General features: G+C 51.3%; 16 protein-coding genes. 6 read left to right on the top strand and 10 right to left on the bottom strand.

Features of this window, described 5'->3' with window-relative positions:
* The 6 genes from NST84_RS07210 to NST84_RS07185 form a co-directional block, all read right to left on the bottom strand.
* Positions 1 to 4,698, bottom strand: coding sequence for a pectinesterase family protein (locus tag NST84_RS07210; protein WP_342564925.1), 4,698 nt, complete (start codon positions 4,696 to 4,698; stop codon positions 1 to 3).
* Positions 4,699 to 4,823: 125 nt separating this feature from the next.
* Positions 4,824 to 6,365, bottom strand: coding sequence for an extracellular solute-binding protein (locus NST84_RS07205; protein ID WP_342564924.1), 1,542 nt, complete (start codon positions 6,363 to 6,365; stop codon positions 4,824 to 4,826).
* 114 nt (positions 6,366 to 6,479) lie between these two features.
* Positions 6,480 to 7,352 (bottom strand): carbohydrate ABC transporter permease, encoded by an 873-nt coding sequence (locus NST84_RS07200; RefSeq protein ID WP_342564923.1) that lies wholly within the window; start codon positions 7,350 to 7,352, stop codon positions 6,480 to 6,482.
* 41 nt (positions 7,353 to 7,393) lie between these two features.
* Positions 7,394 to 8,329 (bottom strand): sugar ABC transporter permease, encoded by a 936-nt coding sequence (locus NST84_RS07195; RefSeq protein WP_342566368.1) that lies wholly within the window; start codon positions 8,327 to 8,329, stop codon positions 7,394 to 7,396.
* 279 nt (positions 8,330 to 8,608) lie between these two features.
* The gene (locus NST84_RS07190) at positions 8,609 to 10,105 is read right to left on the bottom strand and encodes an extracellular solute-binding protein (RefSeq protein ID WP_342564922.1); all 1,497 of its coding nucleotides are present in this window, start codon (positions 10,103 to 10,105) and stop codon (positions 8,609 to 8,611) included.
* The gene (locus NST84_RS07185) at positions 10,102 to 12,417 is read right to left on the bottom strand and encodes an AraC family transcriptional regulator (protein WP_342564921.1); all 2,316 of its coding nucleotides are present in this window, start codon (positions 12,415 to 12,417) and stop codon (positions 10,102 to 10,104) included. Before NST84_RS07185 ends, NST84_RS07190 begins: the two co-directional genes overlap by 4 nt.
* Positions 12,418 to 12,676: 259 nt before the next feature.
* Between NST84_RS07185 and NST84_RS07180 the strand changes: the two genes are divergently transcribed.
* The 5 genes from NST84_RS07180 to NST84_RS07160 all read left to right on the top strand — a co-directional run bounded on the left by NST84_RS07180 (position 12,677) and on the right by NST84_RS07160 (position 19,706).
* Positions 12,677 to 14,425, top strand: a complete 1,749-nt coding sequence (locus NST84_RS07180) for a histidine kinase (RefSeq protein WP_342564920.1) — start codon at positions 12,677 to 12,679, stop codon at positions 14,423 to 14,425.
* The gene (locus NST84_RS07175) at positions 14,422 to 15,879 is read left to right on the top strand and encodes a response regulator (RefSeq protein WP_342564919.1); all 1,458 of its coding nucleotides are present in this window, start codon (positions 14,422 to 14,424) and stop codon (positions 15,877 to 15,879) included. Before NST84_RS07180 ends, NST84_RS07175 begins: the two co-directional genes overlap by 4 nt.
* A gap of 127 nt (positions 15,880 to 16,006) precedes the next feature.
* Positions 16,007 to 17,701, top strand: a complete 1,695-nt coding sequence (locus NST84_RS07170; RefSeq protein WP_342564918.1) for an extracellular solute-binding protein — start codon at positions 16,007 to 16,009, stop codon at positions 17,699 to 17,701.
* A gap of 86 nt (positions 17,702 to 17,787) precedes the next feature.
* Positions 17,788 to 18,768: an ABC transporter permease subunit gene (locus NST84_RS07165; RefSeq protein WP_342564917.1), complete on the top strand. Its 981-nt coding sequence runs from the start codon at positions 17,788 to 17,790 to the stop codon at positions 18,766 to 18,768.
* A gap of 14 nt (positions 18,769 to 18,782) precedes the next feature.
* Positions 18,783 to 19,706, top strand: a complete 924-nt coding sequence (locus tag NST84_RS07160) for a carbohydrate ABC transporter permease (RefSeq protein ID WP_277469640.1) — start codon at positions 18,783 to 18,785, stop codon at positions 19,704 to 19,706.
* An 86-nt stretch (positions 19,707 to 19,792) separates the two neighbouring features.
* Here the strand turns inward: NST84_RS07160 and NST84_RS07155 are convergent, their stop codons facing one another.
* Positions 19,793 to 20,665 carry a YitT family protein gene (locus NST84_RS07155; protein WP_342564916.1) on the bottom strand — a complete coding sequence of 291 codons (873 nt, stop codon included), beginning with the start codon at positions 20,663 to 20,665 and terminating at the stop codon, positions 19,793 to 19,795.
* Positions 20,666 to 20,895: 230 nt separating this feature from the next.
* Here NST84_RS07155 and NST84_RS07150 point away from each other — a divergent pair, with 230 nt between their 5' ends.
* A complete protein-coding gene (locus NST84_RS07150; RefSeq protein WP_342564915.1) occupies positions 20,896 to 21,099 on the top strand; it encodes a hypothetical protein in 204 nt (67 codons plus the stop codon).
* A gap of 268 nt (positions 21,100 to 21,367) precedes the next feature.
* Here NST84_RS07150 and NST84_RS07145 read toward each other — a convergent pair whose 3' ends face one another.
* From NST84_RS07145 to NST84_RS07135, 3 genes are all read right to left on the bottom strand, one after another.
* On the bottom strand, positions 21,368 to 22,027 hold the full coding sequence (locus NST84_RS07145) for a hypothetical protein (RefSeq protein ID WP_342564914.1): 660 nt from the start codon (positions 22,025 to 22,027) through the stop codon (positions 21,368 to 21,370).
* A gap of 8 nt (positions 22,028 to 22,035) precedes the next feature.
* Positions 22,036 to 24,690 (bottom strand): hypothetical protein, encoded by a 2,655-nt coding sequence (locus tag NST84_RS07140; RefSeq protein WP_342564913.1) that lies wholly within the window; start codon positions 24,688 to 24,690, stop codon positions 22,036 to 22,038.
* Between the two features lie 126 nt (positions 24,691 to 24,816).
* The gene (locus NST84_RS07135) at positions 24,817 to 26,232 is read right to left on the bottom strand and encodes a PAS domain S-box protein (protein WP_342564912.1); all 1,416 of its coding nucleotides are present in this window, start codon (positions 26,230 to 26,232) and stop codon (positions 24,817 to 24,819) included.
* Positions 26,233 to 26,245: the final 13 nt, after the last annotated feature.

The raw sequence follows: 26,245 nt of genomic DNA, 5'->3' as shown, positions 1-26,245 counted from the left end.
TTAATTGGATTGTAACTCGGCCGTTTCAGAAACAGGCTGCATGTCAGTCATGTTGTCCCAGACAAAGGCTTTGAGCGTATAGCCGTCCACATCATCAGGAAGCCTCAGCCGGGCGTATAGGGTATCCGTCTCACCACTGTACAGGGTCTCAGCCGTACTGATGAATTTGATCAGGTTGTTATGTTCGTCATACAGGCCGATAAACAGCAGAACATCTTTGGTGTCAGCGATATAATTTTCAGCTTCTGCCTGTATCCAAATTTCCCGTCCTGCTTCGAGTACAGTAACGGCTTGCCCCTGTGTATCATAGAAGCCAATGCTGCCCGCTCTATACGTATAAGTGACGGTATACTTAATAACGGTTTCATTGCCGTACGTATCGGTAGCCTTGATTTCAATTTCATTCAGGCCCGGCACCAGAATCAGCTTCGCGCTGAACGTATCTCCTTTGTGTAAAAGTAAATACTCCTCCGTCCCGTTCCATTTTTCGGGGATTCCGTTATTTCTGATTGTCAGGCTGCTCTCCTTATCCACGGTCCCGCTTAGCGGCAGCAGGGCACTGAACACCCGGGCGGCCGGCTCAGCCGAAGTCATCGTAAGAACCGGAGGCAAATCCGCTGAAGCAGTAGGCGAGACACTTACCACCTGTGACGGCACACTTTCCCCGCTGGCATTCTTTGCAGTAACGGCAAAATAGTAGGTTCTGTCATTTTCCAGCCCTGTAACGAAGGCTTCATACACAGAGCCTCCAACGGTAAGCGCTTCTGTAAACGGCCCTTCCGGGCTTATGCTTTGTTGTACCGTATAGGAAGTGGCTGTATTTAACGCATCCCAGGTAATCCGGGCGCCCGCATTGTAAGGCTTGGCCTGGATATTCTTCGGCGCGACCGGCTTGCCGGCATTGGCGTCAAACAGCACGGTACCATCGGCCATCACAATTTTGACATCTTCGAATACTGCCTTAAGGGAAGAAGATGCATTGGCGGCATTCACCATCAGCCCCGCATACAACTCCTTGGGATTACCGTTCTCATCCAGGCCCAGCTGCTTAGCGGTAGCTGTACTGATCGCAAGCGTCTCCGAGGCAACCGGATTAGCCGGGATCGGCAGGGTGCTGACGATGGAAACGATTTTGTCACCGGTTTTGGTGATCTGCAGGTAGGCCGTTCCCTTCACGGGCATTACAGAATTGGAGCCGTTGGAAGAGCCGCTGTACCGGAACATTTTTCGTCCGCCTGTAGCGGTGGCTGCCTGTGTGTAATGGTAGCTGTTCGGGTCCAGGCTCTCTCTGAGTGTTAAGCTCATCGCCCCCAGCTGGCCTTCACTGTAGACCGCTTTGGCGCTGATCGTATAATCTCCCTTGACCTTGACTGCCTTCATATAAAATTGATCCAGTCCGGTGGCATTCTTATTGATTCCCGTTCCTGAACCGGTCAGCGTGAACAGGTTAGTATCCTCATCAAAGATTGATGAGCCCGGTGTGCCGGGACTGCCGATGTCAAAGCCGGTGAAATCCTCCGGTTTAATAACAGTGCCGGGTGCAGTTCCGGCTTCCGGGGTTACTGCAGCTTCATTGGAATCCGGGCCTTCCCCGTGCTCATTGGAAGCGGAGACAACAAAATGATAGACTGTTCCGTTGGTTAACTCCGAGTACGTATAAGAGGTAACCGTTGCCGGGCTAACCGTATGCAGCATGTCGAATCCGTCACTGCCGGCAGACCTGCCTTTGACGGTATAGTAGGTAGCGCCTGTTACTGTTGACCAGGAGATCGTGGCATTCCCGCCGCCGGATTCAGCCGTTATGACCGGTGCAGCAGGCAGCCCCTGCTCAGCGGTAATTATCTCTACAGCATTACTTTCCGCCGTATTTCCGGCAGTGTTGACGGCATTGACCTTAAAGGTGTAGCTTGTCAGCGGGGCCAGATGATCCGCCGCATAAGTGGCTTCAGTTGTTGTCGCAACCTTCTGTCCATTCTGATATACCTCATAAAGGATGGAGCCGATGCTGCTGACAGCACCCTGCCAGCTGATTATTGCCCGGGATTCGCTGACGGAGTCAGCCTGCAGCACAGGCGGCGTCAAGGTACCCGGCTCATAATAGTGAGGCACCCAGTCAGCGCCAAAATATGGGGTCACATCGACCACAGCCGATGCTGCGCTAAGCACCTTCCCTTTTCTCGCTGAAGTGTCTACCGGCACACCGTTATAGGTCGTGTTGTATTCATAGAAGTCTGCCTTTTCCGGAACGGAGCCGCCCATGCCGGCCCAGCCCTCCGGATAGATGATAGAGCTGTTCTCCAGTCTGGTATCCAGAAAGGTCACCTTGGCATCCTGTCCCCACGGTCTCCCGAAATCTCCGGATGCCTTAAAGTTATTAGTAGAGCTGCCAGTGACTGTGCTGTCCCTGAACAGATAGCCGTGAAAGGACGGATCAGCTGCGGAAGAAGGCTTGGCTGCTGTAATATGGCCTCCAGAATCCTGGTCGCTGTAGCCCGCAAAGTTAAGCGTACTATTATCGAATACAACGTTGCCCGAGCCGAAAATATAGTCGGTATTGCCTTCTATGAAGCTGTCCTTGTAATACTGGCGGGTGTTGCCCGTGAACAGCGTATCCTGGTTGGACAAAAATTTGCATTTATAAAATTCTGCCTGGTCGGCTTCGACCGCGATGGCAGCCGCCCGTTCTGTTGCCCCTCTCGATCTGGCATCCAGTGAAGCTGTTCTAGGAGTAAGATTGGTAGGCGTGTTGATCGTTGTTACCTCAACTCCGTCCTCCAGCTCCTCCTCGGTGATGTACTTGTTAAAAGAATTCTCAAACACGATGTTCTCTGCCCTGAAGCCGGTGGCAGCACCCGTAACAAATACGGTAGCTCCCCATTTGAAGCTGCCCGGATTGCCCTTCAGGTATTTATCAAAAGCCCGGTCCTCATTGTACAGCCCATCCGGCCCTGCGCTGTAATAATCGTAACCAACCCCGTAGTACCACGTGATTTTAACCTCCTTACCCGGATCGGCATTGACAAGGCTGATGTAAGGAGTGGCGATTTTCAGCTGGGCCCGGTAAGTGCCGGGGGCAATATGGATCGTAATCCGCTCAGCCTCGCTGGAAGGATTCATTCTCGCGGCTGCTGCCAGTGCCTCCTTGACCGAGCCGAAATGGTGCTCCCTGGCGCTGTCGCCTACATACAAATCCTGAACCAGCGGAAGAGCGGCCGGAGCCTTGGAGGTTGAGAATTTGAGATCCTTTGCCGCGCCCTCTCCCTTAACAACGGTGTGTCCTGCAGTTGTATAGGCAGGGTCAGAGCAAACGGCGGTCACTGCATAAGCGCCATCCCTCAGCTTGACGGAGTAACCGCCGCCCGTAACGTTTCCGGTATAGCTGTACCCGTCATTAAGATTCGTAAATTTGATACTGCTGACGGTGACCCCGGACGGCAATCCGGTAAAAGCACCGGTTGCGTTATAGACCGCTGCCTTCGCAACCGTGAGGGGCCGCACCCTATCCGCGCTGATGTTAACATCCGCTTCGCCTGTAAGCACGTAATCATTCACGCCGGAAAGGGTCAGGGTATAACGCTCTCCGGCACGGAGATCTGCCGAGTAAGTCAGCGCTGCTGTATCCAGGACAGCCTCTACAACCGGAGCAAGACTTCCCTGGGGCGGAACCAGACTAAGCTTCAGACTGTTCAGGCTGTAGCCTGACTCAAATCCGCTAAGGGTACCGCTGAGCTTTGCCATGGAGCTTTTAACCACATTTAATTGGACATTCTTAATGCCGCTGCCCAGATCAGCAAGCGTAACGGCTACGGTCTTGGAGGTGTCCGAAATGGCATATTCAGAGCCGACGCCCCGGAGAACGGCGTTATACGTGTAGCCGGCTGTAAGAGCGGCCGTGTAAGTGCCGTCAGCGGCAAGCTCAGCCGGCAGTAGCTCCCCGGTGGACTGATTCTGAAAAACAATGGAGTGACCGGAAAGCGCGTGCCCATTCAGGTCCAGCGCACCGGACACTGTAACACCCGGGGTTCTGGTAATGCGTGCCACATTGGGTTTATAGCTTCCTGACTCCGAATAAAACAGCTGCAAGGTTCCCGAGTCCAGTGCATGATATTCAAGGATCTGTCCCGCTGAAGTAAATGTGTCGGTGCTTCTGCTCACCACTTCACCGGTGGTGCTGCCGTTCAGGGCAAAATTAACGGTTGCCGGCCCGGACCCGTTGGTAACAAAGCCGTATACCGTGATCTTGTCTCCGGCTTTAACATTCTCCAGCCGGATGTATTTGGCTGAAGCATCCCCGTTGCCGGCGGAATAGACAGAGCCCTTGCTGACATAGCCGTCGCTGAAGGTCTTGGTCGTAGGCTTGCCGTAAGATAATGCGCCGTTCCCTTCACCGTCGTAATAATATAGTCTGTGGTAACCGCCCCCGGCTGGGGTCATTACCGTTAAGTCGCCGAACGCGGTATTCTCCCTGAACCAGCCGGCCCCGATAAAGGAACCTAAACCATTGAGTGTATCCACTGTAATGTGATTGATATAGGAATCTCCCGCTGCCTGTACGCCTCCGAAGTCCCATACCTCGATCTGGCCGCCCTGTGCATTGCCCTCCGCCTCTGCGGGGGCAGGCTGCAGGCCAAACACAGCCGTTACCAGCATCACAAGTACCATGAGCTGGCTCATGGCTCTTTTAGTCTGCTTGTACATGTGTGTCCTCCTTGTTTCAAAAATGATAAATCGGTGCTCATCTAAGCGCTTTCATCTTCATTCTAAAAAAACCGTCTGACTTCCTTTCCAGGTTCATAAGACGGTTCTACTCCAGCCGGCAAATCTTATTTGTTTTTCAGATACGCTTCCTTATACTCTTCCATCAGGCTGCTGCCGCCGGCCTGCTTCCATTTCTCAATTTCGGCGTTCCAGCCTGCTTCATCAATTTTGCCCATGATATACTTGGTTTCCGCGTCCGTAATCATCTGCTCAAGCTCGCTTCCGCGTTCTGTATAGGTATTCGAGATCAGCGTAAGGGCCGGATTGGACACCACATATTGCTCGTTGTCTGCTACTATTTTATTGTTCTTCTGGAACAGCTCTGTCTGCTTCATCGGCTTATCCATGTTATAGGACTCCCCGCGCTGAAGCAGGGTATCCCGGTAAGGCTTCACTTCCTTGGCATCAGCATCCTTATCCAGTGGAATGGTAAAATCCCCTTCTACTGAGTAATGCGTCCCTTCGATCCCTTTATTGATCAGATTGACCATTTCCTTGTCGAGCAGCTGGTCGAGGAACGTCATCACCCGTTTCATTTCCGCTTCATCCTGAACAGAGGACTTCGGCAATACTAATATTCCGGCATTTCCGCTCTCGGCAGGAACACGGATTCCGCCAGGCCCTTCCAGTGCAACCGCATCCATAACGGCGGTAGGCACGACCTTCACCAGATTGGTCTGCATGGTCTGGGCATTGCCCCCGGAGATGCGCATAGCTACCCGGCCTGCTTCATATGCCTTATCGATGGTCTGGGCATCCGTTACAGCAAAATCCTGATTGATCAGCTTCTCGGCATACAGTCGTCTGAATAGATCCAGAGTATCGTTAAATACATCGGTCATGAACTCAGGAGTGAAGTTTCCCTGATCATCGGCCTCCCATTTATTCGGGCCGCCCTGCATAACAGAAAATCTGGTTAAGGTCGAAGCTACACCCTGATTGTAGTTCTTATCCAGCATCATTCCGTAGGTATCCTTCTTCCCGTTCTTGTCCGGGTCATTCTCCGCTACAGCCTTCAGCACGTTATACCACTCATCCAGCGTCTTTGGAACCTTCTGGGCGGATTCATCGAACCAGTCCTTGCGGTACTGCAGAACAGCACGGCCTACACTGCGGAATACCGGCAGTCCATATAGCTTTCCGTCCACTTTAATATTGTTATAGTAAGTCTCAGGCTGGGCAGCAAGGTTCGGATAATCCTTCAGATAAGGTCCAATCTCCCAGAACACATCAGCCTGCATGGCACTGATAATGGTTGGAACATAGCTGACCTTCAGGATCTTGGGAAGCTCTCCCGAGGCAATCATAACGTTAATTTTTTCGTCATAGCCCGAATTCGGAATCCACTGGATACTCAGCTTGGTATTTGTATATTTCTCAATAGCCTGCTCCATCGGATTTCCCTTGGCAGGCGCCTCAGCGGCCTGGTGTACGGCAATGGACAGCTCCAGCGGTGAAGTGTCCTCCACAGCAGGTGCATTCGTGTTACCCTTAGCCGCATCCGTATTGCCGCCCGCCGCATTCTGCTCATTTTTGCTGCCGCATGCCGACAATACAGATGTGGCCAGTAACGCGCCTCCCATTAGTAACGCCATTCTTTTCTTCATTAACCTAACCCCTCCGGTTGTAGAAATTTCTATGGTAAGCCTGTAACGCCCGTTTAATCAGGAGCTACAGGCATTCATAGCCTGTTTACTGCCTTTCAAGCATCCTTAGCCCTCTTAGCCCTTGACCGATCCGAGCATTACCCCTTTGGCAAAATGCTTCTGGAGGAACGGATAGACCAGCAGAATAGGAACGGTAGCAAACACGATGACGGCCATCCGTATGGTCAGCGGCTGAATCTCTAAGTTATCAATCGAGGTGTCACCAATACTGCCCTGTGCCAAAATTACGATCTGGCGGAGCAGCACCTGAATCGGGTACAGCCGGCTGTCGTTGATATACAGGATGGCGCTGAAGAACTGGTTCCAGTGACCGACCGCATAAAACAGTCCAAAGGTAGCCATCGCCGGCATCGAGAGCGGCAGCACAATCCTGAACAGCACGCCTACATCGGTGCAGCCGTCGATCCGTGCCGAATCCTCCAGGCCGTCAGGAATCTGCTGAAAGAAATTTTTAAGCACAATCAGGTTAAAGGCACTGATCGCATTCGGAATCATCAGCGACCACAGGCTGTTCGTCAGCCCCATCGCCTTGACTACGAAGTATGTAGGAATCATGCCCCCGCCGAACAGCATGGTGAACAGTACAGCAAGCAGAATAAACTGGCGGCCTCTGAGTGTTGCTTTTGCCAGCGGATAGGCCATAAGTGAAGTGAACAGCAGGTTGATGAAAGTCCCCACTACCGTAATGTAGATGGACACCAGCATGCTGCGGAACAGCGTATCCGTTGAGAAAATATACCGGTATGAGGCCAGTGACCATTCCTTCGGCCACAGAATTAACCCGCCCCTCGCGACTTCTGCCGGACTGGTAAAGGAAACCGCCAGCACATATACAAAGGGCAGCACGCAGACCAGAGCGATCAGAATTAACAGCGTGTAATTGATAATGTCAAAAATCCGGTTACCGATGGTTTTATCTTGAAGCATAGTAGAATACTCCTCCTCCGTTCCTTGTTCATCCAGCGGGTTCAGTAGACCCCTTCTTCTCCGAATTTTTTGGCCAGCCAGTTGGACCCTAATACCAGGACCAGCCCTACTGCCGATTTGAACAATCCGACCGCCGCACTGTAGCTGTACTGGGCCTGGGTCATCCCTTTGGTATACACGTAGGTATCGAATACTTCCCCCACCTCGCGGTTGGTCGGCGTAATCATCAGGAAGATATGCTCAAACCCGGAATCCAGGAAATTGCCCAGCCGCAAAATAAACAGGATGATGATTGTGCTGCGTATCGCCGGCAGTGTAATATGCCACAGCTGGCGCCAGCGGCTGGCTCCGTCAATCCGTGCCGCTTCATACTGCTGCAGATCGACTCCGGCCAGGGCAGCCAGGAATATAACCGTTCCCCAGCCGATTTCCTTCCAGATCGATTGGGTGATAATCATCGTCCGGAACCATTCCGCTTCCAGCAGGAAGGCTATTTTTTCGCCGGTAATCCGATAAAGCAGCTCATTCAGAATCCCATTCTCCGTTGTTAGCAGAATATAGAAAATCCCGACAACCACGACCCAGGATACAAAGTGCGGAATGTAGATCAGGGTCTGCACGAAATTTTTGAATTTAGCCCTTCTAACCTCATTAAGCATAAGAGAGAGGATAATCGGCATCGGGAAAAAGAACACCAGATTGTAGACCGCCAGAATAACCGTATTGCGGAACAGCATGCCGAACTGCGGCTCCGAGAAAAACCGTTCAAAATGCTTGAAGCCCACCCAAGGGCTGCCCAGAAAACCGGTGTACGGCTTATAATCCATAAAAGCCATCGATACCCCGTACATCGGGACGTACTTAAAGATAATGAAATAGATGACACCGGGCAGCAGCATCAGATACAGCCACTTGTCCCGGATAATATCCCGCAGCAGGGTACCCGCCTTGCCTCTGGGGGCTTTAATGCCGGGCATCCCTGCAGAAGTTGAGACATTCTGCTTCACCTTTTGTAACCTCCTTATGGTCCTGTTTGGTTTCTGGCCCCATCTTATTTCAGTTTGCCGTGACCGGCTATAAGGCCGGGGCAACCTGTTAATCGCTGCGGCTGTCCGGCCGCTGTCCATAAGGCTTTCCGGTGATTCAGAAGCCTGCAATAGCCTTCATATATCCTTTACCGTTGATTTCAGATAACCATGGCTACAGCGTGATATAAACAAAAAAAACGGGTGAGATCTGTGATCTCAACCCGCCGGTTATTCCGCCGCCCTGCTGCTGTAGGCCAGCTCATATTCAAGACACATTTGAGTGCCGCCTGCCGCCTGCCACTTGGCCAGCTCCGCCCGCCAGCCCTCCTCATCAATCATGCCCATAATGAATTTGGTCTCGGCATCCAGAATAATGGTCTCCAGCTCCTTGCCTCTTTCTCTATAGGTGTCCGACTCCAGTGTCAGGGCCGGATTCTCTACGGTATATTCCCTGTTCATTTTGCCGATCTGCTGATTCTTCTGGTACAGCTCAGGCTGACGGACGGGCTTGATCGAACGCTGATACTCTGCCAGATTGGGCAGCAGATCCCGGTACGGCTTCACCTCTCTCAGATCCAGCGTGCGGTCCGTAATTTCGGCATAATCTCCCTGGTCAGACCAATGCCGGCCTTCAATTCCTCTTGTAATTACAGTCTGCATCGGAGGCTCAAACAGCTTGTCGAGAAATTCGAGGATCTGCCTGACCTCCTCCAGTGTTTTTACAGAATCCTTGGGAACTGCGAAGAATCCGGCATTGCCCGGCTCACCCGGCAGACGGCTGCCTGCTGGTCCGGCAAGAAAGGCTACATCCACCTTCGCGTCCGGCACTGTCTTGATTAATTTATCCATCCAGCTCTGGACGTTCCCTCCGGAGATCTGGATGCCTGCACGACCTGAATCATAGATTCTGGAGGTTTCATTATTATCGATAACTACAAAATCAGAATTAATCAGCTTCTCCGCGTACAGCCTTCTGAATAGTTGCATGGTTTCATAAAAGGTCCCGGTCAGGAATTCGGGAATAAATTTGCCGTTTTCCACCAGCCACTTGTTCGGCCCGCCCTGGGATACAGAAATCCGGGTCAGCATCGAGCTGGCATCCTGGTTGAATCTTTTATCCAGCACCATGCCGTAAGTGTCCTGCTTTCCGTTCCCGTCAGGGTCCTCCAAGGTCATCGCGCGCACGACAGTGTACCAGTCCTCCAGCGTAACCGGAACCTTCAGGCCCAGCTTATCGAACCAGTCCTTGCGGTACTGGATGGTCGCCCGGCCGAGATCACGGACAATGGGGATCCCATAGATCCGCCCTTCCACCGAGATATTGCTGTAGTACTCGCTGTCCAGCACTGATAAATGGGGGTAATCCTTCAGAAGCGGCCCGAGCTCCCAGAATTGGCCGGCTCTGATCGTGCTTATATAGTCCGGTGTATAGCCCAGCTTAACCAGCTTGGGAAGCTCTCCTGCTGCAATCATCAGCCTCAGCTTGTCATCATAGGCAGACATCGGAATCCAGTCAATCTGCAGCTCGGTGTCCGTATAAGCTTCGATAGCCTGCTCTACTGCATTATTGTTGGGCGGCAGCTCACCGATCAAGGTGGCGCCTATGGAAAGATAGAATCGATCCGGGCCGGAGGATTTGGCTGTGTTTCCATCCACAGGTCCGCAGCCGGCAAGAACAGCCGTCAACAACAGGATAGCTATACCACGGCAGACATTCATGTTCATTCCTGGGCTCCATTCATCATATTCTCCCGGTATTGGCCCGGGGTAATCTGATAGGTTTTTTTGTAGCTGCGGATAAAGGAGCTGATATTTTTGTATTTTATTTTCTCGCTGATTTCCGCTATCCTCATATCCGTCGTCTCCAGCATCTCCTTGGCCATCTTCATCCGGTAATCCGTCAGATAATCACTGAACGAGATCCCAATCTCCCGCTTGAAAATACGGCTTAAGTACACCGGATGATAGCTCAGCAGCTTCGAGTACATTTCCAGGGTAATATCCTGATCGTACTGCTCATGAATCAGGTTCACCAGCCTGTCGGCAATTTTAACGTACTGGATTTTGGAGCAGTCTGTCAGCAGCCTGATCAGAGGCCTGAACAGTCTGGATTCGAACCAGTGAATAATCTCCTCCCGGGTCTGCAGCTGAAATATGGTTCTCAGGCTGCTCTCACCCTCCAGCACCTGCTTGACCGGAATTCCCTGCTCCTGGGCGATCCGCAGGATGCCGGAGGCCAGCTGCAGCAGCATGGTCTGATGCTCATACAGCGGGCGGTCCTTATGGACGAGGGTGTCCAGATACTGGCCCAGCAGCTCAGAAGCGCTGTCCGGCTGCATTTCCTTGATGGCGTAGATTACCCGGTCCTCCAGAATTTTCAGATGAGAGTATTCATAATGACTGTCTGCTGCATGGTTGCCGGTATCGCCGTAATGAATGATCATTTCCGGTCCCAGGCTGATCCGCGCCTTTAGGGCATTGAGGCTTTCCGCATAGGCATAGACGGTATCTGTGAGCTGGACATACGGATTGCTGATTCCGATGCTCACCTTAATCTGCAGCACCTTCTCGGCATTTAGCTTAATACACTCTGCAGCCTCATACAGAATCTTTCTGACCGCCTCCCTGTCTTCCTTATCTGTAGCAATCAGCGTAACCTGAGAACTGTTTAGCGTGATCGGCGGAAAACGGAGCGAGGCAGGCAGCACCTCCTGGGCAATATTGCTGATCGCATAGAGCAGCAGCTCACGGTCCTCTTCCCGGCAGCGGGTCTCCTGCAGATTATCAATCTGCAGGGCAAGCACCCCGAGACTCTTCCAGCCTTCAGGAAAGCCGTATTTGTCTGAGCGGAATAAATAGTCGTTTTCGCTGATCTGGCCGGTGAGCAGCTTTAACACAAAATATTCCTTCAGATGGCTGGTCTGGCCCATCATCTGCTTCTCCAGCTGGTCCCGTGATCCGGCAAGGGACTGAAAACTCGACTTGATGTATTCAAGATCATCCCGGCTGCGCGGGGTACGCTGGTCTGAATCGGAATCCCCGTAGGTCCGCGCCACCTTAAGCAGATTACGGATAGGCAAATACATTCTGCGGCTTCCATACAAAGCTAAAGTAACGACAATCAGCAGGATAGTCAGACATACCAGAATGGTAAATCCGGCTATTTTCCGCGTATCCTTTTTGATCTCCCCGATATCCACCACCGAGATATAGGTCCAGCTGTTATAGCCGGAGGAACGGTACATGACAGCCGCTTCTTTTCCGTCCAGCTTCGTATTCAATATTCCTGACGGCCGTTTCGTATCAGAGTTAAGCCGGTCAAGCACCTCGCTGTTAATCTCTGCATATCTGGCCTTATCCGGTCCGGCAGCCAGAATATCCGCCCCCGTCCGGTCCAGAATATAATTCCGGCTGGATACGTTGGAGGACAGCTGCATGACATCCTGGACCTCAGATAAAACAATGCTCACGACCAGCAGCCCCTGCGGTTCATTGGTCCGCGGCAGGATAGGGATTTTATGTACTAATGTAATCGTTTTCACTGGTTCGTATAAATCTTCTGTACCGGGAGCCGATACCCCTGTATACCAGAAGATGCTCTTCGGCTGTCTGGCATTTCCTACAAATTCCTGATAGTTCTCCAGCTGATCCAGCGGCTTCATTACATTCAGGCCCAGCGCCCAGTTCTGCTCCAGGCTGACCAGGTACGCCTGCGTAATAATGGCATCACTGGACTGCAGGTTATACAGCTCCTTGGTTAGCTGGCGGACGGCCTCAAAGTTATATGAAGATAACGGGCTGCTTATGGATTCCCTGACAAGCGAGGAGTTGGCAAACTGGGTAGCCGATTTCTCTGTAGTTCTGAGAATCTGCTCGACACGCATCTGCGTCTGATCCAGCCACTGCATATTCATTTCCTTGACCTTCGTCTCCATATCCCTTGAAGCTGTAGAATAGGAGGCGAAGCCGATAATGACAGTAGGCAGGATGCCCAGCACCAGACTATAGGCAAGCAGCTTCAGCAAGTATTTGCTCAACTCTATTCCTCCTGACATCCGTTCTGTAGAGCATATCATATTTCCCATGCAACCTTTATCATCCCAGCTAATGGCATTTCACACAATATACTTCAGATAACCTCTTTGACATTTTACTGATTTTACCTGCATCCCACAAGCAGCAGCCCATTGTATAAGAGAAAATCCTACCGGGTAATCCATAGTGTTTTTCAAGCTTTTTATGCGGACCAATAAAGAATAAGTTATGATATGTCCAAGAATCGCCGGGAGGGGACCTATGCGCAATCCATTTCACAATGCGGGCTTATTCAGGCAATTGCTCTATTTAATCGGCCTGACGTTTATTATCGTGCTTGTTTCTTTTGCTGTATCCAATAAAATTGCCGAGCGGACGGTGGAAAAGAAGGTTGCGGACTCGGCTGACAAAATTGTGCTGCAGGTGGAGGAGACACTGGCCAACTTTTTTAAGGACATGGACGGTATCTCTTACTCCCTGCTCTACAGCACGATCCTGCAAAATTATTTAAGCAGTGACGATCCGCTCACAAAGATTCTGATGAATCCGGAAATCGTTGCCGAGTTCTCCAGCACCCTTGCCCTGAAGGAGGAGGTTATGGGGATTCAGCTTTATAACCGGGAAGGGGAGCTCGCCACCAGTGTCGGTAAACCATTCGCTCCGGTCCAGCTGCGTTCGGTGGATGAAATGAAGTATGAGCTGGGCGCTTCTGATCAGGCCGGAACAACCTACTATACCATTTCAGTACCCGTGTACAATTTGCAGAATAACCGGGTGCTCAAGGACTACCGCGGGATGTGCGTATTTTTTATGGACGTCAAGAACTTCACCTCTGTCTTGAGCAAATCGAAGCTGACCGAACATTCACGCCTGTTCCTGACCGATGACCGGGACCGTATCATAACCGGCTCTGACGGGCCTGATGCCCGCGTCCTGGCAGATGTAGATCAGCATAGCTCCGGTAAAACGTATATTGTGCTCAAAAAAACACTGGCCAACGGCTGGAGGATTGTCAGTGACATCCCACGGGCAGAGCTGCTGTCCGAACTGGATCTGGTCAAACGGCTGAACGTCGTTGCCTATGCTGTTATTTCGCTGGTGTTCCTGCTGTTTCTGCTGCTGTTCTATTTCCAGCTGCTGCGGCCTATACGCGCTCTGCTGGAATTCGTTAATACTTATGCACGCAGTGGCGGACAGGCCAGATTCCGTAACAGCTACCATAATGAAATCGGTGTGCTCGGGACTAGCATCAACCATATGCTGGATTCCATTGTACAGCTGGGCAATGACGTACAGAATGCCCAGCGTAAAATGTATGAATCTGAGCTGGACCGCAAGCAGATGGAAATTACCGCTTACCGTAACCAGATCAACCCTCATTTTCTGTATAATACGCTGGAAAGCATCCGGGCCTTATCCCTTTACCACAAAGCAGGCGACATTGCTGAGATCACCGCATCCTTATCGAGACTGTTCAGATACTCCGTGAAGGGGGACAACTTTGTGACCCTCCGGGAAGAGGTCGCCCACCTGCACGAATACGCCCGGATTATTGACTTCCGGTTCAGGGGAAAGATCAGGATCGCTTTTGAGGTGGAAGAAGGCTTATACGAGGTGAGGACACTAAAGCTGCTGCTGCAGCCCTTAGTTGAAAACGCTGTCTTCCATGGCCTTGAGCGTAAAATCGAGCCCGGCACGGTTACTGTTACGCTGAGCCGGATTCATCCGGACGCCATACGGGCGGTTGTCGCTGATGACGGAGCTGGTTTCCCGCAGGACAAGCTGGAGCAACTCCAGTCCTTCCTGCGGCAGGCAGAGCTAACCGGCGATTACCGTACAGGACCGCAGGACTCCGGAATCGGCCTCGCTAACAGCTTCCGGCGGCTCAAGCTGTTTTATGGTGAACAGGCAGCACTCCGGATTGAAGCAGGACCGGTGCAGGGGACGGTTGTAACGCTGGATTTTCCCGTTCATATCTCCGTGGATGAGACGAAAGGAGCATTACGATGAGAAAAGTATTGATCGTTGACGACGAGCCTTGGGTCGCCTACGGCATTTCACAGCTGATAGATTGGGAGAGTCTCGGCTTTCAGGTCATCGGCGAAGCCTATGACGGGGCCAGCGCATGGCAGCGTGTCCTGCAGGAACAGCCGGAATTGGTTATTTCAGATATCCGGATGCCCGGCCTGGACGGCCTGGAGCTGCTGGAGCATATACAGAAGAGCGGTCTCTCCACCCAGGTTGTGCTGATCAGCGGATATGCGGATTTCAGCTATGCCCAGCAGGCGATCCGTTACGGCGCATTTGATTATCTGCTCAAGCAGGTGGAGCAGGACCAGCTGGAGGACACAGCCAAACGGGTAGGTGAGTACCTCGATGCCAGGAAGCAGCCTGCTGCAGGAGAGCTGGATTTGCTTCTTGATGAATTGTTCGAGCTGCTCGACCCGGATAACAGTATCACCATTGCCGGATTCATGGAGAACAGGCAACTTTCTACCAGCTTCCCGCACTTCCGCTTCATCAACTGCCTGTTTGCGGAAGCCTCCGCTGACTGGCCGGCTTTGACCAGCCCTGCAGCGGCCGGGCACATTCAGGAGCTCCGCTTGCGTACAGGCCACAATAAGCTGTCCATTCTGCTCATGTACGACGAGGACAACCACCCGCTGGATCTCCTGACTTATATTTCAGATCATCTGCAATATGCCGAGTGGACTGGTATCAGCAGTCAGGGCCTGCCGGAGACTCTGCTCGCCCGCCTTCATCAGGAGGCTGATATTGCGCTGTTCAGCTCTGCCTTATACCGGACAGAACAGGTGCTGCGCTACAAGCCCGTTTCGCCTCCCGCCGATCTGCGCAAAACGCTGCTCCGGCTGGAGGTATCCATTAAAGAACGGAATATGGACGACATTGCCGCAGATACCGCCTCCATAGCCGCTGTTTGCCGAAGCTGTCTATTGCCGGCCGATCAAGCTGCCATCGTCTACAATCAGATTGTCAGCCTGTATTACAAATACTGCGGTTCTTCATGGGACTCAGGCCCTGAGCCCTTGACCTATGAGAATATTGCACGCCAGCACTGCACCCTTGAAGAGCTGTTCGCCCGCATTGCATCAGGATTCGAAAATGCAGCCGGAGAACCGGCGGTTAATCCGAGCGGGCTTGCGAAGCGGGTGCTGGATTATATCGATGAGAGCTTTACTGAGGATTTGCTGCTGAGCGAGGTTGCCCGGAACTTCCGCCTGAGCATCGGATATGCAAGCGCCCTTGTCAAAAGGGAAACCGGTTCAACGTATACAGAATATGTGGCAGCCAAGCGTCTGCAGCTGGCCCGCCAGCTGCTCGCAGATCCGGAGCTGTCGGTCCAGGAGATCGTTCAGCGTACCGGCTACAAGGATTATTTTCACTTCAACAAGCTGTTCAAAAAACATTACGGTGTAACCCCAAGCAAATACCGCAAGCTGTGAAAGCGGATTCAATCCGTGAACAAAACACCAAAACAGCAAACTCCAGCCCTATGCCCTGGACGGCTGAACGTTTAGCATAAGAATTGTCTTATGCCTCATTACAACAAACGGGGAGGTTTAAAGAGAAATGAAAAGAATGAAACCATTGGTACTAAGCGGTTTATTAGCCTTATCACTGCTGGTAACAGCATGCGGCAACTCCGGTTCTAGTACCGGCAATGCAGGCAATGCCGCATCACCATCACCTGATTCAGCCGGAGCGGACAGCGGAAAGCTGGATCAGGCCGTCTGGTTCTCCAGCATTGATTTCTGGAATCCGCCGGCCACCTGGAATACGGACCCGAAATCGGTACAAGGTGCAATTTCAGAAGCGACCGGCTTGAGCTTTGAATTTAACATCCCGGCCCAGGATGGCGATACGAAGCTGAATCTGATGCTCGTATCCGGCAAGGATTTCCCGGACGTTCTGACGGTTACGAATGATGTGATGGTCAAGAAGCTGATTCAATCCGGCAAGGTTTGGGACCTGGAGGAGTTTTTGACCAAATACGATCCGGAATCGCACATTCTTAAAGACTTCCCTGCTGACGTAAAGGAAGTCATCGAAGAGCGCGACGGCGGCTTTTATTCCTACCCGAGCCATATCAATTCGGCAGATGCCCGCAGTGTCTATCCCCCATCCGGTGAATTCTACGTTGACCTGGTCGATTACGCCTCCAATCTGGGCATTATGGTCAACGGAAACATTCTGGAGCAGATCGGTATGACGCTTGAAGATATCCGTACCGAAGAGGGCCTGCTGGCCGCTTATGATAAAGCCAAAAACCTTAAGGTGGACGGCGCACCGGTGATCCCGCTGCTGGTTGACGGCAAGGGCTACCAGGACAGCACACTCAAGTTCCTCCAGAACACCTTCGGTGCGATGGTTGTCGATAAAGACGGAAGCTACAGGGACCTGCTCCTTGCTCCCGAAACGAAAGACGCCTTGTCTTTCCTGAACCAGTCGATGCGCAGCGGTTACTTTGAGCCGGGGCAGATGACCGTCGACAATGCCGCAGTTAAGGCCGATGTCGCCTCCGGGCGGGTCTTCACCTTTATCGGAAATACCGCCAATACCTCGTTCCAGCTTAACGATTACTGGCAATCCCAAGGGCCTATCCTGCCCTCCAGCGGTAAAATCCCGACACTGGACAAGAGCGAACGTGCCGGCGGCGGCTGGATGAAAACACTGATCTCCAAAGATACCAAATACCCTGAGAAGCTCGCTAAATGGCTCAGCTATATGACCAGCAAGGAAGGAATGATGCTGCATATCTACGGCTTTGAAGGGGAGCATTACACTCTTGACGACAAAGGATTACTGGTCAAAACCGAAAAAGGGCTGAAGGACGCTGCAGATTATATGAATACAGCCGTCAGCGCAATCTGGCCGTTCCATCACACTACCTTCTCCTATTCGGTGCAGCAGCCTCCTACAGAGGAAACGGACAAAGAAGCCGTAACAGCCAATAAAGTGCAGGCAGCCTACGGTAAAGATGAACAGACTCATATTTATGACAGTTCCGCCCTGGAGCTGCCGGCCGATCTGTTCCCTGCCAACAGCGACAACGCCAATCTTGAAATGCAGATCAAGGCTTACAAAGAAGCGCAGATTGCCAAGATCGTGATGGCCAAAACCGACGATGAGTTTAACCAGCTGTACAATGAACTGATTGAGCAGTTAAAGAAGCTGGGCATTGAAAAGCTTGACGCCGAGCGTAACCAGTACATCCAGCAAAAAAGCGATGAGTACGGCGTTCATGCCAAAGGCATAAATTCCTGATCAGGTTGTTTACACGATGACAAGGGGCTTGTAGCCTGCGGCTGGACAGACCGCTGCAGGCACAAGCCGGATTGGAGGAAACCGGTATGGCAATGATTGAGCCCTTAACTTCTGCCAAGAAAAAGGATAAAGCGGTCCGCAAGCAAAAATCCTTCAGGCTTGGCTACGATTTCCGTACTCAGCTGGAGCTGAAAACGATGCTGCTGCCCGCTGTGTTCCTGATTTTCCTGTTCGATTTCACGCCGCTGTTCGGGCTGCTTATGGCTTTCAAGGACTTTGAGCCGGTTATGGGCGTCAAAGGGATCTTTACCGCAGACTGGAACGGCCTGGCCCATTTCAAAAGACTGTTTACCAACTTTCAGTTCTGGCCGATGATCCGCAACACACTCGGCATTAACCTGCTTGGGGCTGCTGTCAGTATCCCGTGTACCCTGCTCTTCGCCCTGCTGCTGAATGAAATCCGCAGCTCCCGCTTCAAAGCAGTTGTCCAGACCGTTACTTATTTACCGCATTTCCTGTCCTGGGTTATTTTTGGCGGGTTGTTCATTACGCTGCTGAACAGCGACGGTATCGTCAACTATATGCTGCTGCATCTGGGCTTCATTGACGCGCCACTGCAATTTCTGGCTGATCCGAAATATTTCTGGGGTGTGGCCATTGCCACGGGCCTGCTGAAGGATCTCGGCTGGGGCGCCATCCTGTACCTGGCGGCCATGGCCGGAGTAGACCAGAGCCTCCATGAGGCAGCGGCGATTGACGGAGCGGGTCGGTTTAAGCGGATGCTCCATGTGACCATTCCCGGCATTCTGCCGACCCTGATGGTGCTCGTTATTTTCGCTGTCAGCGGCATGCTGAACAACAACTTCACCCAGATTTATGTTCTGCAAAATACGCTAAATCTGCCTGCCAGCCAGGTTATTGATACGTATGTTTACCAGACGGGACTGCTCAATTTCCAATTCTCATCAGCGACCGCAATCGGCTTGACGAAATCTGTCTTTGCCCTGATCCTGCTGGTGAGCTCAAACTGGGTATCCAACAAAATAACAAAAACCGGATTGTTCTAAGGAGGAATACTGTTATGGTGGGCGGAAACCATGCCGGAGAGCGGCTGTTCAACGGTTTAACCATTGCAATAATGATCCTGCTCATGATCATGACCGTGTATCCGTTCTGGTTTTCGGTCATAAGTTCATTTAACAGCGGCGGCGATTTACTCCGTGGCCCTGTGTTCTTATGGCCGCGGGAGTTCACCTTCGCCAGCTGGAAAGCCGTCTTATCAGATCAGGGCATTCTGTATGCAGCCTGGATTACAGCATCACGTACCGTGATTGTCACAGCTGTATCCATTCTCTACACGTCGATGTTTGCTTATGCTTTTTCCCGCCCTTATCTGCGGCGCAAAGCCTTTTACATTACGATCGGCTTTATCAGCATGTATTTCAGCGGCGGACTGATTCCTTCCTATATGCTGATGAATTGGCTTGGATTATATGACAGCTACTGGGTCTACATCCTTCCTGTCCTGTTCGGCGGATTCTGGAATGTCATTATCTTCAACGCCAATTACAAGGGCATTCCGGAAGCCTTATTTGAATCCGCCAAAATGGACGGGGCCAGCGAATACCGTATCTTTTTCCAGATTGTTCTGCCCTTATCCAAACCGGTACTGGCCGCATTGTCTGTGTTCACAGCCGTTAACATCTGGAATGACTACGGCGCGACGCTCTACTATACGCAGTCTACCGATCTGCAGACACTGCAGTACTTAATTCTGCGGCTCATCCAGTCTAACCGTGCAGTTGAGAATATGATGAGTATGAACAACGGTACAAATCTTGCCGTAGCCAATCTGCTAAACAATACCGGCGGCGTCGGGGCCGTCACCGCGCGCACCATTGAGCTGGCTGCGATGGTCATCGCTTCCCTGCCGATGATTATCCTGTACCCGTTTGCGCAGAGGTTTTTTGTTAAAGGCGTGCTGCTCGGTTCGGTTAAAGGATGATGGAGATTGGGCAGCGGCATCAAAAAAGAGCAGGAAGCACCGTTACCGGTCTTCCTGCTCTTCATCGCTAATGCATCATATCGTGACTAGTGAATGTCTTTCTTTTTAAAGTTACCGCCTTTAACCTCGGCCACATCGTACACTACGACAAAAGCACCCGGGTCAATCTCATGAATGATATCTTTAATTTTACTTTCTTCCAGACGGTTGATGACACAGGTGATTTCTTTGAACTGCTCATTGGAGTAGCCGCCGTAAGCATCGGTATAGGTTGCTCCCCGGCCAAGTCGGTCGCGGATCGTTTCAACCATGACTTCCGGCTGATTGGTGATGATTTTAAACGTTTTGGAGCCGCTCAGGCCTTCCTCCACGATATGTATAACCTTTGAAGCAATGAAATAAGCAAGAGCCGACAGGATCGCTCCCTGCAGACCAAACACAGTTGAAACGACAATAAACACAAAGGTGTTCAGGAACAGGATCAGGTCACTCGTACCAAAAGGTAGCTTCCGCGACAGCAGCACGGCCAGCATATCAATCCCGTCCAGCGCTCCGCCGTTACGCAAAGCTAAACCCATCCCGAAACCGATGATAATCCCGCCGACCACCGTAACCAGCAGGGTATCTCCTTGGATAATCGTCGGCACATGATGCATGAGTACAGTGCCGACAGCCAGTGAAGCAATTCCCAGAATGGAATAAAGGGCAAAGCTTTTACCGATCTGCTTATAACCAAGCCATACAAAAGGGATATTAATAATCCCGATCAGCATTCCTAAGGGGAGTCCGAACAATTCTGACCCAACGATACTCAAACCGGTCACGCCGCCATCCGAGACGTTGTTGGGAATTAATACGGCTTCCAGGCCATATGCTGCGATCAGGGCGCCAATGGTTACTAATAATGCTTTTGAAAAAATTCTTAGCTTATTTGATTTCGGTTGTCTTCTTACATTCATTAATCTTCCCCGTTTCTGAATAAATTCGCCATCTTATAAGCTTACTTGGATAAAAGCTCACAGAAAACAGTCTATAATATTTATCACAACATTAGCAAATGATACCGGGCGCCAGGGTAAAAGAACAACACTATATGGTTCACTTTGCCTGGTGGCGGTTATCGTTACATAGAACGGCTTTTGGCGGCACATTCTAAAATAGAGTCTGCACATAGAAAGGAGATTATCCAATGAAGGACAATAAGGAAGCTCCGCTGGACGGGCGTGAACCGGGGGTTCACCCGATCCCTGAACCTGATTCCAGAGCGGATAGCGATACAGGAGCGTCAAGTAAGCTGGACGAAATCGTAGGTGCGGTGCTGGGTGATGATCCGGAAGTAACCGCTCCCGGGATTGCCCCTGATCGGAAAGACAAAGAAGACCGCAGGGACTGAGCAAGTGTCTGAAAATCTATGGGCGCTCTTTTTAGCAGGGTGGATCGAACAGGCGTTGCGTGAGCAGAGGCATTTTTACCTTTCATTTGCCCGCTCCGCCCACTTTGGGTGGTACCGTAGGTTTTCCCCTTTATTTAGTCCGGCCTAGCCAGGCCTGCACTGATGCATTGGGATTTACTCCAAACATCAAACAAGGTATCCCGGTCCGCAGCAGATTGCGGAGTCCGGGATACCTTGTTTTGTTACGCACCATTATCGTTCAGCGCACTTACAGCGAAACAGGACCGCCGTTTGCTTTTTCACTCTTTTTGCCAAGCAGCTTGTTCGTAAAATGCACATCGAAGAATTGAATGATCGGTCCCAGGCCGAATGCGGACACCAGCGTCCCGAGTCCGATGATGCCTCCTGCCAGGAAGCAGATCAGCGCACATAGCGCGTCGGTAAACATCCGGTGCCAGAAATAAGAAATCCTTGGCGCTCTAATCTTCATAATCAGGGACAGAGCATCATAGGGCGCCACTCCCACATCCGAGGTCTGATACAGGGATACCCCGAAGCTGCACACCACCACGCCGATCACCACGGTCATTACCCGTTGCCATAACAGCTGAGGCTCGCCCAGCAAATCCGGCCAGATATTATAAAAGAACGTAGCAATGTAACCGAGTAGAATAGCATTTACCAAAGTCCCTGGTCCGATAAGCTTCCGGCCGCTAATCAGTTGAATGACAAACAGTACAAGGTTCACAATGATTGCAAATGTAGCATAGCTGATCCCGCTTACCTCTCCAAGAGCCATGACCATGCCGCTGAAGGGATCATTCCCCATACCGGACAATTTGAAAATACTGATCCCCATACCCAGAAAAATATTGCCGATAACCATAATAATCAGCCGTTTGGGATCTACACTTTTAATATACCGCATTATATAACTCATCCCGTCACCTTAATGCTGACTTCCAGCTTAACCGGAATGATCCCGTCATCAGCAATAAATTCTGCTATATACGGCTCATCACGCACATCATCAGTACCAGGCGTCCAGTTGAACACACAGACCCGGCCAGGAACAAAGGAAGCTGGATCAAAACACGCCCCCTCAGGCAACTCCCCTGCTGTCAAAATCATCGGTTCAGCAATCCCGCGCACCACCGGGTCCTTAACCGACCGGGTTTCATTATAAATTTTGCCGTCGGTTTCATGGGCAGAGGCCTCATACGCAGGCTGTCTGGCTATAACCGTAAAGGACAACTGCTCCCCCGCCCGGACACTCTGTTCCGGAACAAAAGAGAAGAACGGCCGGAAGACTGTCTGCGGCAGAGGATATTCTCCAGTCACAACAGGATAATTATATCCGCTTCCGGGAAGAGCCACGGTTTCATGCGGATAAGCTCTGTCCTTCGGCGTACCCGGAGCAGGCGCCCCCACTTCTATAGATTTAACAGATAAGCGGCTGTCGATCGCTACATGTTTAACCGCAGTCTGCTGATACGGATAGTCCGGCACATATTCCAAGCCTGCCGGCCGTTTGAACCGGTTGCTCACCAGGACAACCTCTTCTACTCCTTCAGCATGGTCAACGCTGATATTCTGAAGCGAGCCGTTCACGACATCATCGAGCACAATCGGATACCGGGTATCTTCTGTAAGATAACGGAGTTCGATCCCGTCCAGATACAGATTCTCCACATGTCTGGCATACAATCCATATGCCGGCAGAATCCCCCAGTTACTCGGCTCCGGATATACCTCCGGCAGCTCCGGTACATTAAACGGCGCGTCCTGCCACATTCCGGCTTCCGGATTCCATTCCACGCGGGGCAGCAGCCCTTCATTTTTCAGGAAAAAGGTGTTCACCAGCCACGGCAGCGACTGCACACTGCGCTTCTGTCCGCCGTACTGGACATATTCCCAGTTGGTATTCAGCTGACGCTGCTCCACTGCATGCTCCAGGCTCAGACCGCCGCGGTACTCCACCTTAATGTTGGTAACAGATACATTCTTGATCCGGCTGCCCATCAGGCCCATCAGTTCAATCGGATAGCGGGGATCGGCATTGTTGACCGTAATATTCCGGATGATAATATCATGAACATAAGCAATATGATCACTGCCGTTTGCATTGGCATATAGCGGAAGCTCGCTTTCCTGCAGCTCTTTGCTATAATCGGGCACATATTTCTTCGATAGCTCATCGTAGCATACAGCATACCATTTGCCGTTCTCTTCATGGACATTGGCCGGATTGAGCCGGAGCGGCTGCTTGGAGTCAACAATATAAAAGGAAGAATTGCCATCTGCAGAAACATTATGTGTTCTATTATATGATGGAAGATAGCGCCTCGCCGGATACACCTGGTACGGCTCCTTGGCCGGAAGCACCCAATGCGTCTGATCCAGCCTTACATTCGGCGGGGCATCCCCGCCCGGGATGAAGTCTTCCCCGGTGCTGTTTCCCGTTACCGGAAAACGTCCGCGGTCTCCAGCTTTAATAAAAATCGGCGAGCTGCTTACATCCTCCATAGTGGAATCCTCAAAAATAATATGGCTCAAATCCGCCCCGTCGACGGCTTCAAGCGCAAAGCCTCTCGATCTTTTAAACTGGACGCGCCGTACCGTTACGAGATCATACCCGCAGGTGGATTCCGTGCCCAGCTTGACCCTGGCAGTAGGGCCGCAGCGGTCCGTGGCGATCAGCTTGTCCTGTGTATACGTTTTCGCATATACGGAGCCGGTATCATAGCCGCTGACGATGCAGTCTTCAATCAGCACGTTACGGAGCGGCATGAATGTTCCGACGCCGTAGGAGGCTTTTAACACAATGGCATCATCAGTCAGTGAATTAAAGGTAGAATGCACAATCGTCACATTCTCACAGCAGTCCACATCAAACGCATCGCGGTTCGTATCGACCAAAATGCGCTCCACGTACATATTTTTCACACAGGTCGTAATGATCGCAAAATGGCCGCCGGCCAGAATTGAAAAGTCGCAAAAGGCTATATTTTCACACCGCACCAGTGCAATCGCCTTGTTCCCGAACCATTCCCCCTGATGCCCCGGCTCGTTACGGTGTACAGGCTCATGCGGGTCCCCGCCCATCAGAATCTGCTCCAGCTCCCCCTGATCATTCAGCGAGCTTCCATCCAGCAGCCCCGGCCCATAAATCATCACATCACGGATATCTGCACCATAAATCAGGCTGTTGGCAAAATACGTATGGCCGTGATCCTGCAAACCTACATATAAATTAACCTCAGGCTCATCATAATTGCCGCCCTCTCCGGCCTGCAGCTCATAGGACTGTACAATATCTGTTCTGGCTGCGGAAAGCACACTGCCTGCGGACAAGTAAAGATTAACGCCACTCATTAGCCGGATCGTATATACTCTGAAGCTGCCTTCAGGAATAACCACGGTACCGCCTTCTGCTGATGCAGCCTGAATAGCGTTATTAATCGCCGTAGTATTCACCACAGGTGAATGGTCTGTACCCGCCCCGAAATCGCGGATATCAACCCGGCGTTCTTCCTTCAATAAAAAGGTTCTGTCAAAAGGGCATCCTGTTGCTTCTGTTACCTGAAACATAATAGCCTCCATTTTAAAAGAGAGAACCAAAACGGATTATCCGGCGCAGTCTTCTCTTGTTCTTTTTCTTTGTTGCCGTTCAAAGGCCGGCTTGTATGCTGAACCCCTTCATTATAGCGCGTACCGCTACATTATAGGCAGTGTAATCTCAACAATTGTACCGGCAGGCTGATTCGCCTTGAACAGAAACGTTCCTCTATGATTATGTATAATCTTTCTGCTGATCATAACCCCTAGCCCGTGTCCTCCCGATTTGGTCGTGAAGAAAGGCGAGCCGATCTGATTTATGTATTCTGCCGGAATGCCCCGTCCATGATCCCTGACGCGGATGATGGCACTATCCTCTGTGCGGTCCAGCTCTACGATGATTTCTGCTCCGTCCGGGCTTGCTTCAATTGCATTTTTAAGCACATTGATGAAGACCTGCTTCAGCTTGTTGGCTGATCCTTTAAGCGTAAGGCAGACCAGACTGGTATGCATGAGAATCTCAATGTTCGTCATATGCGCCTGGGCATTCAGCAGCACGACGGCTTGTCTTAACAGCTGGACCAGATCATAGTCAGCCAGACTGGAAGGAGCTTCTTTGCCCAGCAGCAGCAGTTCACCGATAATCGAATTGATCCGGTCCACCTCCGATACCACGATCTGATGAAATTCTCTACCTTTTGCGGAATGGGCGAACAGGAGCTGAACAAATCCCCGGATACTGGTAAGCGGATTGCGGATTTCATGGGCAATGCCTGCAGACAGCTCACCGATCATGGAAATATTCTCTGTATACCGGAGAAACTCCTCAGTTCTTTTGCGTTCAGTCAGATCGCGGCTGATCGAAATGACCATTTTGCGGCCATTCAGCTTAAACGGCTTGGCACTGATTTCTACTGGGATCTGCTTCCCTTCCCGTGTTACCTGAATCCATTCAACGAATATTCCGTCTCCTTCAAGGATTCTTTCAAACAGATGGTCAACCTCGTGGAGCAACGACTCTGATGCTATGCAGTACGGTGTTTTGTCCAGGAGCTCCCGGCGTGTATACCCCAGCATCCGGCAGGCTGCTTCATTAATGTCCAGAAATTTGGACGGCTTCCCGTCCGGGCTCTGCTCATAGATAAAAATGGGGTCATTCGCTTCATTAAATAGCTTGTAATACTTTAGCTCAGAGAACTTAATCTCCGTTACATCCCTCAGCACACATACATAAGCCTTAATGAATCCTTCCGGATCCTTTACCGGAGAAATGGTTATTTTGACACTGATCAGTTCCCCGTTTCGTTTGATGCGAAACGTATCAAGGGCAAACAACCTCCGGCCCTGATCAATAAAAATATACATCTGGGCAAGCTCTTCCCTGAGCTCCAGGGGGATATGCGGAAAATCAAGCTGATTCAGCTCTTCCATTGACCATCCATATAGCTCTACGAAGACAGGATTAGCGTAAATTACCTTTTTATCGTTCCCCAGAATGTAAATCGGATCGGGACTGTACTCCGCAAAAGAAAACAGCGAATAATGCATAATGTCGTGAACTGAGTAAACACTCATATAACCGCTCCCG

The organism is Paenibacillus sp. FSL R7-0345 (genome assembly GCF_038595055.1).
In the GTDB taxonomy this organism is placed as follows: domain Bacteria; phylum Bacillota; class Bacilli; order Paenibacillales; family Paenibacillaceae; genus Paenibacillus_AQ.
This window is presented reverse-complemented; position numbering and strand designations above follow the sequence as displayed.

What these genes read in the sequence shown, in the direction of transcription:
- NST84_RS07150 (WP_342564915.1), top strand. Translation starts at nt 20,896, where the DNA reads ATGAAGGACAATAAGGAAGCTCCGCTGGACGGGCGTGAACCGGGGGTT.
- NST84_RS07135 (WP_342564912.1), bottom strand. Translation starts at nt 26,232, where the DNA reads ATGAGTGTTTACTCAGTTCACGACATTATGCATTATTCGCTGTTTTCT.
- NST84_RS07175 (WP_342564919.1), top strand. Translation starts at nt 14,422, where the DNA reads ATGAGAAAAGTATTGATCGTTGACGACGAGCCTTGGGTCGCCTACGGC.
- NST84_RS07160 (WP_277469640.1), top strand. Translation starts at nt 18,783, where the DNA reads ATGGTGGGCGGAAACCATGCCGGAGAGCGGCTGTTCAACGGTTTAACC.
- NST84_RS07145 (WP_342564914.1), bottom strand. Translation starts at nt 22,027, where the DNA reads ATGCGGTATATTAAAAGTGTAGATCCCAAACGGCTGATTATTATGGTT.
- NST84_RS07195 (WP_342566368.1), bottom strand. Translation starts at nt 8,329, where the DNA reads ATGCCCGGCATTAAAGCCCCCAGAGGCAAGGCGGGTACCCTGCTGCGG.
- NST84_RS07205 (WP_342564924.1), bottom strand. Translation starts at nt 6,365, where the DNA reads ATGAAGAAAAGAATGGCGTTACTAATGGGAGGCGCGTTACTGGCCACA.
- NST84_RS07140 (WP_342564913.1), bottom strand. Translation starts at nt 24,690, where the DNA reads ATGTTTCAGGTAACAGAAGCAACAGGATGCCCTTTTGACAGAACCTTT.
- NST84_RS07200 (WP_342564923.1), bottom strand. Translation starts at nt 7,352, where the DNA reads ATGCTTCAAGATAAAACCATCGGTAACCGGATTTTTGACATTATCAAT.
- NST84_RS07155 (WP_342564916.1), bottom strand. Translation starts at nt 20,665, where the DNA reads ATGAATGTAAGAAGACAACCGAAATCAAATAAGCTAAGAATTTTTTCA.
- NST84_RS07190 (WP_342564922.1), bottom strand. Translation starts at nt 10,105, where the DNA reads ATGAACATGAATGTCTGCCGTGGTATAGCTATCCTGTTGTTGACGGCT.
- NST84_RS07170 (WP_342564918.1), top strand. Translation starts at nt 16,007, where the DNA reads ATGAAAAGAATGAAACCATTGGTACTAAGCGGTTTATTAGCCTTATCA.
- NST84_RS07165 (WP_342564917.1), top strand. Translation starts at nt 17,788, where the DNA reads ATGGCAATGATTGAGCCCTTAACTTCTGCCAAGAAAAAGGATAAAGCG.
- NST84_RS07180 (WP_342564920.1), top strand. Translation starts at nt 12,677, where the DNA reads ATGCGCAATCCATTTCACAATGCGGGCTTATTCAGGCAATTGCTCTAT.
- NST84_RS07210 (WP_342564925.1), bottom strand. Translation starts at nt 4,698, where the DNA reads ATGTACAAGCAGACTAAAAGAGCCATGAGCCAGCTCATGGTACTTGTG.